We start from the raw sequence: 14061 nt of genomic DNA on the forward strand, positions 1-14061 counted from the left end.
GACCCAGATCAAGTGGCGTGATGCTGCAAGGGGTTGATCCCTGTCCAACGCTTGCTAGATGGATATTGAGATGCATCTTCTTGCAGTGGTCGGCTCCGCGGGCGGGCAACGAACTGCCGAATCGTCGTCCCGCGTCCACAAGTGCGGGCGCGGACCATGGTCCCAGGCAACCACAACGCACCGTCCGGTTGTCGCGTTGGACACCGCCCTCCAGGATCAGCCAGTCAACGCTGGTCCTGGTAGCGAATCTGCGTGGCGCCGCCGCTCTGAAGGATGATGCCGGTCTTGTCCGCTGGCAAAAGTACGGCAATGGGGTGGGTCGTGTTTGCCTTGTAGCGCCAGGCTTCGCCACCTTTGAGATCGACCAGTTCGATCTTGCCGCGTGTCGATTCATTGCCGGCCAGTACCAACCAAGGCTCACCTGGTGTGTATGAGGCCCATTGCACCGTCTGCAAAGTGAGGGGATAGGTTCGCTCTCGCTTCCAGTTATGCGTGTCCCATTGCACGATCTCTGTCTGCTGCCCCGAGATGATGGGCGGGAAGTCCTGACGCTTTTCCTTCGGCAGCCAGTTCACCGTGACCAGCCGCTTGCCATCGTCCATCAGCATAACGGCCAGGACATCGGTCCGGATCTCCAGCCCGTAGGTGGAGGTGCTGCTGACGACACGCATGCGGAGAGACTCGCCTGCGGTCTCCAGTTTCAGCAGCATCAACTCGCCGCTGCTGCTGCCCACGGCGATCAATCCGGACTTCTTGTCCGATCCAAGGGCCGTCACCGATCCCTTGAGGTGCAAGGCGTCGCCGACTACCGCGCGCTTTGCATGGTCGTACAGCCGTAGTTCGTTGGCGCTTCCGATCAGGTAGTAGCCCTTGACGGGGCTTGCTGCAACCGGACCGCCGTGCCATTCCCCCGGGAGCGCGAGTAACAACTCACCGCTGCGCGCATCCCACACCTTGGGCATGCCCTCCGGGTCAAGGTCCATTACCGTGGTGCCGATCGAACTGGTCAGCACGATGCCATCCTCAGGACCGATGGCGATATGGTCGATCCGGACCGTATGTGCTTGGCGCGCGATACGCGAATCCACCCTGCGGGTGTCCCAAAGCTCCAGTCTTCCGCTTTCGCGTCCCACGGCCAACAATTTGAGCTTCGGGTCGTATACGACCGAACTCGCCCTGTCGTCCAAGCGGCGATTCAGGTCGATGAAGTTCTGCACAAACTCGGTAGGTGGACGCCCCGTTCTGGATGCCAGTGCCCACCATGAAAGCGCCAGAGTGGCGCATAGCAGTAGAAGCGCGGCAAACCGCTTTCCGAACACTCCAGTGTCCACGTCTTCCCTGTAATGGCTGCCCCAGTCGGCGCAATCCTAGCAAGGTTATCGGGTGCTGGAGCGACCTTGCCCCCAGTCGAGGATTAACCTGATATCGCGCCCCTGTAATGTGGCAAGACCTGCGCATCATCAGGCGACAGCACTTGAATCAGGATGGGAAGATTGGCCCCTGATTCGCCGAGAAAGCCACTCACCCATGTCATCGATCAGGGTAAAGGCCGCGGGGATGACGATCAGGCTCAGGAGTGTGGAGGTGACCAATCCGCCGATGACCGCGATGGCCATCGGGGCTCGGAAGCTGGAGTCGCCCGCGAAGCCCAGTGCGATAGGCATCATGCCCGCGCCCATGGCGAGCGTGGTCATGATGATGGGCTGAGCTCGCTTGCGACAGGCATCGATCAACGCATCGTGCTGACTGAGGCCATGCTCGTCCTCTGCGATGACGGCGTAGTCCACCAACAGGATCGAGTTCTTGGTGGCAATGCCGATTAACATCAACAAGCCGATCAGAGCCGGTAGGGACAGCATATTCTGGGTCAGCAACAGGGCACCAAATGCGCCGCCTGCGCAGAGCGGAACCGCAATCAGGATGGTCAGCGGCATCAAGGCATGGTTGAACAGCAACAGCAGCACCATGTAAATGCACACGATGCCGGCCGCCATGGCCAGCATGAAGCCGACGAACAGCTCGACGAAGACTTCGGCGTCGCCCGTGTTGAGGAAGCTGACGCCTGGCGGCAGTCGCTTGACGCTGGGGAGCTGCTGCACCTGCTCCATGACCTCACCCAGCGGGCGGCCGTTGAGCTCGGCCGTCAGGGTCACGTTGCGCTGACGCTGGTAGCGCGAGAGCTGTGAAGGACCGCTGCCCATCTGGATATCGGCCACCGCCGCCAGCGGAACGGGACCGTAGCGTCCCGGCACGCGCAGCTGGCCGATCAGGGCAGGGTTGGCCAGCGTCGCTTCGGAGAAGCCCACACGAATGGGCACCTGACGGTCGGGCAGGTTGAGCTTGGCCAGCCGTTGCTCATAGTCGCCAGCGGTCGCAATGCGAGCGGCCTCAGCGATGGAGGATGTGGACACGCCCATGTCGGCTGCGCGCGCCGCATTGGGTAGGATCTGGATTTCGGGGCGAAGCAGGGAAGCGGAGGAGGTCACGCTACCCAGCCCAGACAGGCTGCGCAGATCCCGCTCCAGCGCCAATGAGGCTTCTTGCAGGCGATGAGGGTCATCGCCCGAGAGCACGAGTTGCAGCAGGTTGCCCGGTTCGGAGCTGACGTAGCTGACGCGTACGCCGGGCATGTCCGCCAGACGGGCACGTGCGTCGCGTTCCAGCTCGCGTTGATCGCGATCACGGTCATCGGCCAGTCCCCAGTCCAGCACCAGCGTTGCCTTGCGTGGATCAGCCACGCCGACCGTGGAGGGGTCGCCAAGATCCAGCACGCTGCCTGCGGCGGTGTAGACCTGCTTGAGCTCAGGCATGTCCTTCAGCAGCGCGCGCGTGCGCTCGGACACCGCGACCGTTTCTTCGAGGCGGGTTCCCGGCGGCAGTTCGAGGCTCAGATTGCTGCGGCCCAGATCGGACTGGGGAATGAAGGTCGCAGGGATCAGCGGGATCAGCGCCAGAGAGGCGACGAACAAGCCCGTGGCGATCCATAGCGTGCGCGCGCGATGGCGCAATGCCGCGTCGACCCAGCGCAGATACCATGTCATGAGCCTGGAGTCGGGCTTCTCCTCGCCATGCGGCTTGAGCAGGTAGGCCGCCATCATCGGGGTCAGCAGGCGCGCCACGAGCAACGAGAAAAGCACAGCCGTGGCCGCGGTCCAGCCGAACTCGCGGAAGAACTTGCCGGCAATGCCGGGCATGAAGGCGACCGGCACAAAGACTGCCGCCAGGGTCAGTGAGGTCGCGATCACGGCATTGCCTATCTCGCCGGCCGCCTCGGTTGCCGCCTCTTGTGGCGACTTTCCCATCCGTAGATGACGCACGATGTTCTCGATTTCCACGATCGCATCGTCCACGAGCACGCCAACCACTACCGAGAGCGCCAACAACGTGATCATGTTGAGGGTGAAGCCAAACGCATGCATCACTGCAAACGTCGGGATGATGGACAGCGGCAACGCCAAGGCCGAGACCCACGTGGCCCTCCAGTCGCGCAAGAACGCCCAAACCACGAGCAAGGCCAGCAAGGCGCCCTCGTAGAGCATTGTCATTGACGAGTCGTAGGAGCGGTGTGTCTCGTCGATAGCGGTGGTGACAAGTCGGAAATCCACGCCAGGGTGGGACTTCTTGAGTTCGTCGAGCGCCTCATGAACGCCCTCCTCAACCTTGACCTCGCTCGAACCGCGCGTGCGCGACATGGAGAACGCTACGACGTCCTCGCCGTCGAGGAGCGCCGCTTCGGTGGGGTCCGCAGCCGCATCGGTAACCGTGGCCAGCGCCGAGAGCCTGACCGAGCGGCCGTCGGGCAGACTGATCGAGTAGTCACGCAGGGCCTGGGCATTGGCGACCGTGCCCAGAGTACGGATCGTCTGCAGAGCACCGTCCAGCTCGGCCTTGCCGCCGGCGCGCTCGACCTGGATCTGGGCGAGCTGCTGGGAAACATCGCCGGCGGTTACGCCAAAGGCGAGCAACGCGTTGGGATCAAGATCGACGCGGACCTGTCGTTGCACACCGCCGATGCGCGTCACCCGGGCCACGCCCGGCACGCCATACATGGCGCGGGAGATCTCGCGATCGACCAGCCAGCTGGCTTCGTCTTCGGTCAGCTGCGGAGCGACCAACGCGTAGGTCATCAGCGAGCCGCCGATGTCGACCTTGGAGATGACCGGTTCCTGGATGTCCTGCGGCAGATCGGTGCGGATGCGCGTTATCGCATCACGCGTATCGTCCAGCGCCGTCGCCAGATCGGCCTCGAGCTCGAACTCGATGCTGGTCGTGCTGATGCCCTCGCTGACGGTGGACATCACGCGCTTGACGTTGTTGACCGTCGCGACGGAGTCCTCGACCTTGCGCGTGACTTCCGTTTCCAGTTGGCTGGGCGACGCGCCGGGCTGGGTCACCGTAACGGTGGTCATCGGGAAGGCGATGTCGGGAAAGCGCGCCACCGGCAGTTGGTAGAAGCCCCAGAGACCGGCCACGCACAATACGAAGAACACCATCAGCGCCGGCAGCGGCCGGCGAATAGCCCAAGCGGAAATATTCATGGCGTGCTGGCCTTCTTGCCGGCAACCGCGCGCACACGATCACCGTCGCCCAGGAAGCCCGCGCCTTCGGAGACGACCTGCTCCCCTGTCTTCAAGCCATCGACGATTTCGATGCGACCCTGTGTGGACTGGCCGACGCTAACGCGGCGCCGCTGAACGGTCTGCTTGTCCGGCGTCACGAACACATAGCTGTGGCCATCGCGCTGGACGACGGCCTGGCTGGGCACCATGAGCGCCTGGCCCTTGCCCGTAAGAATTCGACCTTCCACGAACGTGCCCGGCTTGAGAGGGCCAGGGGAGGGCAGGTCGGCGTAGACAGTGCCGGTGCGGGTTTGCGCATCGATGCCGGGAGTGACAGCGCGAACGGTGCCTGTGATCTCTTCGCCAGCATAGGCCAGGACGATGTCATTGCCGACGGCCACCTGCGCCAGCTGGTTCTCCGGCAGCTCAGCACGCCATTCCAAGCGTCCGTCGCGTATCAGGCGCAACAGTTCGCTGCCGGCCGACACCACTTGGCCGGGCTGGACCAGGCGCTTTGATATCACGCCATCGGCCGGCGCACGCAGTTGGGCAAAGTCACGCTGCAGCTTGGCCGCATCTCCTAGCGCGCGCGCGGTGGTCAACTGCGCTTGCGCCTGAGTGGCAGTGGCTCGCAGTTGATCCAGATCCGCCGCGCTGAGCAGCTGTTCGGCCGCCAGCTTGGATCCTCGTGCGTGCTGCGCCTGTGCTAGGACGACGGCGGCATAGGCCTCCTGCGTAGAGGCTTCGGCTTGTGCGAGCGAACTGTCCAGCGTGCGGTGGTCGAGTTCGAGCAAGACCTGCCCCTTCTTGACCTGCTGTCCCACGTCGACATTCAGGGCGGTTACGCGCTGGCCGCTGAGTTCAACGCCCAGCTGCATTTCCTCGTAGGCCGAAACAGGGCCGGACACGACGACACTGCGGGCCAGGGGATATGTTCGGACGGGAGTCAGGGCCACCGTCAGTGCCGATGAGGTTTCAGGAGCAGCCTCCTCATCTTTACTGCCGCAGGCAGTCAGTAGGGGCAATGCGACGAGCAGGAGCGACCAACGCAGGATAGATACGCGCATAAGAGGGCCAATAAGTAGGGGTGGTGGTGCTTGCTGGTGCAGTGCGCCTAAAGGCCCACGCATGGCTGTAGGTAAAACAGCGTCGCTCAACTGCGCATCCTGATTTTGATCAGGAAGAAATTAAGTTCTCTTTAAGATCTTCTGCTCGACACCATCAAGGATGAGGTCGATGCCGTTCTTGAAGCGCTCATCAAACTTGGGCTCAGCCAATACCTCGCGCGCTTCCCAGCAACGAGGAAAGCGGGCCTTGGCGAGTTCGAAGAAGGCTTGTTGAACGCCTTCGATCACACCTGGTTGCCCGGGCAAGGACTGTTCTTCGATGACAAAGCCCATGACGTAGTAGATTGAGTCCAATGCGGTAGTTGCAGCGAACTCGACATCGGCACCAGCATCTACCAGCGCGGAGATACTGGCATCGCCCACCCGTAGCACGTTCTCCGTCGCGAGAAAGGTGCCTGCATAAACGCGTGCACCATCACGATGCGCCTTGAACGCCGTTCGAAACTCGTTGGCGATCTGATGCATCGTGATCCGCCAGGGCTGGCCCTCAGGAATGTCACGTGCGACACCGGAAATCATGGCATCGGCCATGGCATCGATGAGCGCCTGTTTGCTCTTGAAGTGCCAATACAGCGAAGGCGCACGGATACCAAGGCTGCACGCCAGCTTTCTAAGACTCACGCCCTCAATGCCGGCTTCATCCAGAAGCCGGAAGGCGGCATCAATGATGTGCTCTTGCTTCAGGGAGCTGCGCACAATTTCCCTAACGACGTAAGTTTTGTTGACTCTAACGCCGTTAGGGCGATTTCGCAAACCATGGCTGATGTGGTCATCAGAGGCTTCAAGGAGTGAAGACGAGGCGACCACGGCCCGATTCCTCCTGCCATTCCCGCGTCACCTCGCTCAGCGGAAGCCGGCGCACCTCCGCTTGGAACATGCCACGCACAAGCCTTTCCACCAGTTCCGGCAGTTCAGCAAGCATCTCGCGCCCGGTGAGGGCGCCGTGCCCACAGCCCATGATCTGGAGCTTTGCCGAGCGCAGAAGAGCCCCAGGCAGGGGCGCCACGTCGCCCGCCATGGAGCCCAGATGAATCCAGTCGAGCGGTTGATCGCGCGCTTCGCGGTGTCGAAGCACCGCCTCCATGGCGGTCACCGCACTTTCGCCCCAGACGAAATCAAGGACCACATCGGCGTCACTCGCCAGCAAACCCAGGCGGGGATCGCCCAGCGTCACCGTCTCGGTTGCACCTAGCGCAGGCAGCTTTGACAGCCTGCCTGCGTCGCGGCCTGCCGCAACCACATCCGAGGCACCCAAGTGCCGGGCGATCTGCACGGCCAAGCGCCCCGAGCTGCCAGTCGCGCCAAGAACAAGCACCCGTTTGCGCCGCTGGAAGGGCAGCCGTCTCCGAAAAGAATGCGCGCGGCGCCGCAGGGCCAGCCAGGACGCCATTGCCGGGTTCATCGCCCCTGCGAGGAGAACCGGGTCGCAGTCATGGGGCAACTCGATGCTGTGGTCCAGGGTGATGATCGTGCGCTCGGCCATTGAGCCCGGTTGGCCAGGCTCCTGGACGAAGTAGCGCAGCCGGCCGTCGGTGCCCCGTCCGACGCCATCGACGCCGGCAATCAGGGGCAACCTATCGGTGCTTGAGTAATGCTGGCCGGAAGCGCGGCCGCGGGTGACGTGATGCAAGCCTGCCGCCAAAACGTCCACCAGCATCTCGCCAGGCTGGATCGCACGTGGCTCTGCGACATCGCAGTAATGGGGTGGGGCGTCGTAAGAGGTGATGAGGGCGGCTTTCAACGGAGTCTCCTGACAGTTGTGGCGATACAGTTCGTAATACGACCTAATATTGGTTCGCTTTACGAACTATGTCAAGATGTGTCCATGAGCCCAAAGCGCACCTTGCAGCAGCCTTCCACACCCGAAGAAGGGCTTGCCGACGCGCTTGTAACCAGCGCGTTCATCACGATGGCCGTGATCAACAGGATTGGCGCCGAGCACGATTTGTCGCTCTCGCTCGTCCGGGTCTTGGGGATCCTTGTGGACCGACGCCCCCGAATGACCGAACTTGCCGACTACCTTGGGCTTGAAAAGCACACGATGTCCGGGCTCATCGACCGCGCGGAAAAGAAGGGGCTGGTCGCACGAGCGCCGAATGAAACGGATGGGAGAGCGACGGATGTTCTGATAACCGCAGAGGGCCTGAAGCTGATCAAGCGACTTCGTGCTCAAGGGCAAAAGGCATTGGCCCCGTTGATCGCGCAACTCAGTGCGGCCGAACAGAGCAGTCTTCAGAACTTGCTCCAACGGATGCTGCAGAGCAGAGCAAACTGACTAGCGCAGGCATCGCCGGAATCTGACTGATGGCGTCGTCGGCAAGCCAAAAGCGGTTGTCGATCGTCGTTGCGGTGACAAGGTTTGCGTCGATCGGTTGAATCCGCGACCTATGGCGGACATCTCCAGTGTCTGGTCGGCTTGCAGCTTTTCCACGGGCAAGAAGCCTAAGGTTTCGGACTCACGTTGACAGCTGACGACTTATGCATCCTTTTATGGAGGAGATTTGCTGGCAATGGCAAGCCAACCCCGGAATGAGAACGCAGCATAAAAGAGCTCTACGCTTTCAAAGCCTGCTTCTTCCAATAGGCCCTCTTCCACTGCGGGGGTCGTCAGTGGTAAACGCTCCATCATCAATCTTGCAGTCGCTGCGGCCTTCTGCCAGTCAATGCCAGCGCGGTCGCCAAAGGCGATAGATCGCGTCATCCAACGCTCGGGATTTCGGCCAAAGGCGGAATGCTCCACGATGACCAGGGCCGCTCCGGGCCGAAGGCGCCGTCGGATCTTGCGCAGAGTCCTAAGCCGCTCGGATTGATCGATGTGATGAAGCGTCAGTAGACAGGTGGCGCCGTCAAACGGACCTTGCGGGGCGTTATCGACAAAGCCCTCAATGAGCTGCACGCGGTCTAGAAATGGTGCAAGTGTCTTTTTCGCGAGATCGAGCATTGGGCGGGCGGGATCAACACCAGTGAAGCGCCATCCCGGTTGACTGTCTGCCAGCGCCCGGGTCTCCATTCCCCCGCCCGCGCCAACAACCAAGATGTGTGCCGACTCTGGGGCATGTTCGGCGATCAAAAGCATTGCCATCCGGTGCAGATCAGTCAGGCCAGGAACCTTCCGGAGCGTACTCTGCAAGTAGTCCGAGATTGCCGAAGCCGAGGCGTAATGGTCGTGACTCGGCAGCATTACGCGGCAGCTCCAGAAGCGAGACTACGGCTGATTGTCATTGTTTTTTCGCTCCGTGCCTCGGGAATAAGGTGATGGTATGAGCCATCCAGATGATGTCGCCGGCGGCGAAGACATCGGGCCCGCTCTCTGCCTTCGCTTCATCTGCTGCAACGGCCGGAACGATCGGCGCGATTGCGGCCAAGTAACCAAAGCGTCTGGCAAAGCTTCTGAGATGCGAGCAGTGGTCCACTAGTTTTCCGGCCAGACCAGTGATCGATGGATCTGAGCCCCGGCCCAAGCGCCGTCCGCCACTGCCAGAGCGACCGAGTGCGGGACGCGGGCAGCATCGCCGCAGGCGAAGATCCCGGCGATGCTGGTTTCCTTTGTCTCATTGGTGTCGATCTGCATCCCCATCGGGGTTTCAGCGAGGGCGCATCCCAAGTCTTCCGCTACAGATGTCGACGGCGCGTTCTTCGAGGCGGTGAACAACCCTGCGAAGCTGAGGCGCCTGCCATCCGTCAGAACCACATCGGCATGTCCTTCGATTCTTTCGATGCGTGTCGCTTCAACGCTAACACCGCGCGTCGAGAGATCCTGCAGCGTGGGCTCATCCAGCTCAAGCACGCCGTTGGTAAGGAAGATCACCGATCCCCACTCCGGCAACAGCTGCGCCTGGTGGATCGAGATCGGGCTGGCGGCGATCACGCCGATCTGTCCCTGATCCAGCTCATACCCATGACAATAGGGGCAGTGGAAGACGCTGGTACCCCACCGCTCAGCCAAGCCTTCCACGTCCGGTAGCGTGTCAGAGACACCGGTCGCCAGAAGCAGTCGGCGAGCGCCGTAAACCTCGCCCCCCATCACTTCGATGATGAAAGCATCACGCGATCCAGACACCTTCACTACAAGATCATCCACCCACGACAACGTCGGGTAGGCCTCCAACTGCGCTCGCGCCGCGCTGGCGATGACAGCGGGGTCCGCGCCGTCCTGGGAGAGGAACCCATGCGAGTGCGAGGCTGCCCTGTTGCGGCGCTTGCCTGCGTCGATGACCAACACGCTGCGTCGTGCACGCACAAGCTGCAGCGCGGCGGACATGCCCGCGTAGCTGCCACCTACCACGATGACATCGTAGTGCTTCATGAGGTCGCCTTCTCGATGTGCGCCTTGTGCCGGCGTGCGAAGTCGGCCGCCAGGTCCGCCAGCGACACCGACGCGAAGCGTTGAAGCAGCAGCGCCTCGGCCTCGTCAAAGGCGCCCTTCAGAGCGGCGTTGACGGCCTGCTCAACCAGACAGGCAGGGTTCTCGTGCCGATTCCCCAAGGCGAACAGCGCCGGCTCACCCAGCGCCTCATGCAATTGCCGCAAGCTGACCTGGGACAGGTCGGTCTTGATGTGCCAACCGCCCGAGTGCCCTCGTGCGGAAGCGACCAGCCCCGCCTCGCGGAGCAACCCCATCGTTCGACGGACGACGACCGGATTCGTGCCCAGGCACAACGCCAATGCTTCGGAAGTCATCGGTTCGGTGCGCTCAGCCATGTGCAGCAGGGCATGGAGGACGGCAGAAAGTCGACTGTCTCTTTTCATGTAACAAACGATGTTACAAAAAGGGTGCGTCGTCAAGCTGAGCCATCACGTCGGGTCGCCGGCGAGGTCCAGGAGCGCTTCGGCGACGCCATTCTCGTGGCTTGTGAATGTAATGTTATTACATTATGGTAATTCGCTCCCGTCGCTCTGTGCCTCCTGCCTTGAACGTAGCCAACCCTGTCGTCGACATCCGCTCGCTATCCGTTTCCTTCCCCGGCAAGACCGTCCTGTCCGGTCTCGATCTGCAGGTGGGGAAGGGCAGCATCTATGCCCTTCTCGGCGGCAACGGCACAGGCAAGTCCACCACGCTTTCCGTGTTGCTCGGCTTCCTCAAGCCGACCTCCGGCGAGGTACGCGTTGGCGGCATCACGCCGTGGCAGGCACCGCGCCTGGCTCGTGCACAGCTGGCGTACCTGCCCGAGAACGTCGCGCTCTACGAGCACCTGACCGCCATCGAGAACGTGGACTACCTGCTTTCGCTCTCCGGCCGCCGGCACGCCGTAGCCGCCATCGGCGATGCCCTGCGTGCCGCCGGCCTGCAGGAATCGGCTTGGCAGCAACGGCTCGGCGGCTTTTCCAAGGGCATGCGCCAGAAGGTGGCGATCGCCACGGCGCTGATGCGCGAGGTACCGCTGCTGTTGCTCGACGAGCCCACATCGGGTCTGGATCCGGGTGCCTGCGCGGACTTCCATGGCCTGCTGGAATCGGTGCGCGAGCGTGGTGCTTCGGTATTGATGGTCACCCACGACCTGATGGGCGCGGTGGACGTCGCCGACCGGATTGGCGTACTCGAACACGGGCGCATAGTCCATGAGTCCGACCGCGCGGCCTTCGATCTGGCGGCGCTGCACGCGCACTTCTCCGGACGGGCGCAGGCGGCATGAGCGCTCTTCTTGCGGTGATGCGCAACGAACTGCGTGCGATGCTCCGCCATCGCACCGCATTGGCCGGCATTGCACTGCTGGCGATGCTGGCCACCGTGGCGACCGTAGTTTCCCTTCACCACATGAACAGCGCGGCCGAGTATCGCGCGCGCCAGCAAGCTGCGGCGCAGGCGGCCTTCGAGGCGCAGCCCGATCGCCATCCGCATCGCGTGGTCCATTACGGACACTTCGTCTACCGGCTGCCCTCAGCATTGGCCGCGTTCGATGCCGGCGTGGATCCGTTCACCGGCAGCAGCATGTTCCTGGAGGGCCATCGCCAGAACACAGCCAACTTCGGCGACGTAATGCAGGGCTCGATCCTGACCCGCTTCGGCCAGTTGACGCCTGCGTTCGTGCTGCAGGTGCTGGCGCCGCTCGTGCTCGTCTTCCTGGGCCATGGCGTGCTGTCGCATGAGAGCGAGCGCGGCACCTTGCGACAACTGATGCTGCAGGGCGCATCCGTCCGCAGCATCGTCGGCGGCAAGCTGCTCGCGTTGGCGGTGGTGGCCGCAGTCTTCATGCTGCCGGCGTTTGTCGGCCTGTCGAGCATGGCGGCCGCGCCCACCACCTCCCTCGGCGTGGTCGGGGCGGTGATGCTGGGCTACGTGCTGTATCTAGGTGTGTGGTGCGTCCTGATTGCGCTTGTGTCGGCAGGAATGAAGCGACGCCGCGACGCCTTGCTCGCACTGGTCGCGCTGTGGGCGCTCTCCACGCTGTTGGTCCCACGCGTGGCGCCCGACATCGCTTACGCCTCGCAGCCGCTCCCGGACCGCCTGCAGACAGAAGTAGGTATCGCGCGCGAACTGCGTGCCATGGGCGACAGCCATGACCCCAATGATCCCTACTTCAACCGATTCCGCCAGAGTGTCCTCGATCGTCACAGCGTCGAGCGGATCGAAGAGCTTTCCGTCAACTACAAGGGATTGCTGGCGGTAGAGGGCGAACGCCTGACGTCTGGACTCTTCGACAAGTACGCAGCACGCAGCGCGGCGATCCAGCATGAGCAGAATCGGCTGGTCGCCTGGTTCTCCGTACTCAGCCCCTCCATCGCCCTGCGCCAGCTGTCGATGGCGGCCGCGGCCACCGACCTGTCCGCGCACCTGCGCTTCCTCGATCAGGCCGAAGCCCACCGTTATCGCATGGTGCAGCAGCTGAACCAGTTGCAGGCCGATGGCGTGTCCTATGCGGATGACACCGCGCGGGACGCCGGCGCCGACCAGCGCAAGCGTGTCGACCACAGTCACTGGCAGGATATTCCCCGCTTCACCTTCGAGTCCCGGACCGGTACTGCGCAGCTGAAGGCCATGCTGCCGGGCTTCCTGGCCTTGCTGGCATGGTTGATGGTCGCGCTGGCCGCACTGGAGTGGCGCTCGCGCCGGCTGGAGGTCGCCCGATGAGCGTCTGGCGCTATGAATGGCGTCTGCTGCTGCGCGCGCGCATCCCGGTCACCGGACTGCTATTGCTGACGGCATTGACGGTCGTCAGCCTGGCGTCGGGGGTGCAGCGCATCGAGAGCCAGCGCGAGGCGATCGCCCGGATCGCGCCGCTGCAGGCGGCGGACACGGCAGCCGTTGCAGCACGCCATGGCGATTCAACGGATGCGGGCCAGGCCGCCTATTACGCGTTCCATCCGACCTGGAATCCACCCTCCGCGCTCTCGTTCGCTGCCGTGGGCATGCGCGATGTGGCGCCTTTCATGCTGCGGGTGCGGGCGCTGGGGCTGGAAGCGCAGATCCATGATGGCGATGTGTTCAATCCGGAGCTCGCCCTGGCCGGTCGCTTCGACTTCGCGTTCCTGTTGACCTTCCTGTTTCCCGTCTTCGTGATTGTGCTGTTTCATGATCTGCGCTCCAACGAGACCGAGTCCGGCCGCGAACGCATGCTGCGCAGCCTGCCGACGTCGGCGAGTCGGATCTACCTGCGCCGGGCGACCGTTCGCATCATCGCGTTGCTGGCCTGCATTACGCTGCCCTTCGCGGTGGCGGCGCTTCTGCAGGGCGTCGCCATTGAGAAGATCGCGGCCGTGCTTGGGCTTTCGACGGCGTACCTGCTCTTCTGGGTGGGCGTGTCGCTGCTGGTCGCCAAGCGCGGGTGGAGCTCGGCGACCAATGCCGCGACCCTTGCCGCCTCGTGGGTCGCGATCGCCTTGGTGCTGCCTGCACTAGCGCACGTAGTGATCGAGCGTGCCATTCCCGTGAACCAGGGGGCAGAGATCGCGCGGGCGCAGCGCGAGGCAGTCAATCGTGCGTGGGACATTCCCCGCGAGGACACGATGCGGCGCTTCTATGCGCGCTATCCGCAGTGGAGCGACTCGGCACCGCTGGGCACCGCGTTCCACTACAAGTGGTATCTCGCCTTCCACCAGAACGGCGACGACGAGGTCGCGCCGATGGCCGCGGACTATCGCGCAGGCATCGAGCGACGTTCCGAAGCCGCCTCGACGCTGGGCTGGCTGTTGCCCCCCGTGGGGATGCAGGCAGCGTTGACCCGCCTGGCGGAGACAGACATGCAGGCCCATCTGGCCTACCAGGATGATATCCGCGCTTACCACGCCGAGTTGCGTCACTACTACTACCCGTTCCTCTTCCACGACAAGCCGTTCCATCAGGCGGATTACGCACGCGCGCCGAAGTTCGAGCCCCGTTAGTCCATTCCCTCATCCGCTCTTCCATCCACGGTATCTGCTGGATACCTGTCAGGCCC

At 63.0% G+C, this 14061-nt stretch carries 12 protein-coding genes; 4 read left to right on the forward strand and 8 right to left on the reverse strand.

All coding sequences use genetic code 11. The features are described 5' to 3' along the window. Window positions 1–224 precede the first annotated feature (224 nt). The 5 genes from AC3DET_RS12355 to AC3DET_RS12375 all read right to left on the reverse strand — a co-directional run bounded on the left by AC3DET_RS12355 (window position 225) and on the right by AC3DET_RS12375 (window position 7427). Window positions 225–1217 carry a WD40 repeat domain-containing protein gene (locus tag AC3DET_RS12355; protein ID WP_488391809.1) on the reverse strand — a complete coding sequence of 331 codons (993 nt, stop codon included), beginning with the start codon at window positions 1215–1217 and terminating at the stop codon, window positions 225–227. 243 nt (window positions 1218–1460) lie between these two features. After that, a complete protein-coding gene (locus AC3DET_RS12360; protein ID WP_488391810.1) occupies window positions 1461–4538 on the reverse strand; it encodes an efflux RND transporter permease subunit in 3078 nt (1025 codons plus the stop codon). Continuing rightward, window positions 4535–5716, reverse strand: a complete 1182-nt coding sequence (locus AC3DET_RS12365; RefSeq protein WP_488391811.1) for an efflux RND transporter periplasmic adaptor subunit — start codon at window positions 5714–5716, stop codon at window positions 4535–4537. Before AC3DET_RS12365 ends, AC3DET_RS12360 begins: the two co-directional genes overlap by 4 nt. Before the next feature lie 30 nt (window positions 5717–5746). Continuing rightward, complete coding sequence (locus AC3DET_RS12370) at window positions 5747–6493, reverse strand: TetR/AcrR family transcriptional regulator C-terminal domain-containing protein (RefSeq protein WP_488391812.1); 747 nt, start codon at window positions 6491–6493, stop codon at window positions 5747–5749. After that, complete coding sequence (locus tag AC3DET_RS12375) at window positions 6468–7427, reverse strand: hypothetical protein (protein WP_488391813.1); 960 nt, start codon at window positions 7425–7427, stop codon at window positions 6468–6470. Before AC3DET_RS12375 ends, AC3DET_RS12370 begins: the two co-directional genes overlap by 26 nt. Window positions 7428–7511: 84 nt before the next feature. On the opposite strand from AC3DET_RS12375, the gene AC3DET_RS12380 reads away from it, so the two are divergent. Continuing rightward, entirely contained in the window at window positions 7512–7961 is a 450-nt protein-coding gene (locus AC3DET_RS12380; RefSeq protein WP_488391814.1) for a MarR family winged helix-turn-helix transcriptional regulator, read from the forward strand. A 213-nt stretch (window positions 7962–8174) separates the two neighbouring features. On the opposite strand, the gene AC3DET_RS12385 is transcribed toward AC3DET_RS12380, so the two are convergent. From AC3DET_RS12385 to AC3DET_RS12395, 3 genes are all read right to left on the reverse strand, one after another. Further along, window positions 8175–8762 (reverse strand): class I SAM-dependent methyltransferase, encoded by a 588-nt coding sequence (locus AC3DET_RS12385; RefSeq protein WP_488391815.1) that lies wholly within the window; start codon window positions 8760–8762, stop codon window positions 8175–8177. A 336-nt stretch (window positions 8763–9098) separates the two neighbouring features. Beyond that, window positions 9099–9992, reverse strand: a complete 894-nt coding sequence (locus AC3DET_RS12390; protein ID WP_488391816.1) for an NAD(P)/FAD-dependent oxidoreductase — start codon at window positions 9990–9992, stop codon at window positions 9099–9101. Beyond that, complete coding sequence (locus AC3DET_RS12395; RefSeq protein WP_488391817.1) at window positions 9989–10435, reverse strand: Rrf2 family transcriptional regulator; 447 nt, start codon at window positions 10433–10435, stop codon at window positions 9989–9991. Before AC3DET_RS12395 ends, AC3DET_RS12390 begins: the two co-directional genes overlap by 4 nt. Before the next feature lie 125 nt (window positions 10436–10560). Here AC3DET_RS12395 and AC3DET_RS12400 point away from each other — a divergent pair, with 125 nt between their 5' ends. From AC3DET_RS12400 to AC3DET_RS12410, 3 genes are read left to right on the forward strand one after another with little or no spacing between them, the layout of a single operon-like run. Continuing rightward, window positions 10561–11319: an ABC transporter ATP-binding protein gene (locus tag AC3DET_RS12400; protein WP_488391818.1), complete on the forward strand. Its 759-nt coding sequence runs from the start codon at window positions 10561–10563 to the stop codon at window positions 11317–11319. Next, window positions 11316–12755, forward strand: a complete 1440-nt coding sequence (locus tag AC3DET_RS12405) for an ABC transporter permease (RefSeq protein WP_488391819.1) — start codon at window positions 11316–11318, stop codon at window positions 12753–12755. Before AC3DET_RS12400 ends, AC3DET_RS12405 begins: the two co-directional genes overlap by 4 nt. After that, entirely contained in the window at window positions 12752–14005 is a 1254-nt protein-coding gene (locus AC3DET_RS12410; RefSeq protein WP_488391820.1) for an ABC transporter permease, read from the forward strand. The genes AC3DET_RS12405 and AC3DET_RS12410 overlap by 4 nt, the downstream gene beginning before the upstream one ends. The last annotated feature ends 56 nt before the right edge of the window (window positions 14006–14061 follow it).

It is taken from the genome of Pseudoxanthomonas sp. 97-1-1, from assembly GCF_057773125.1.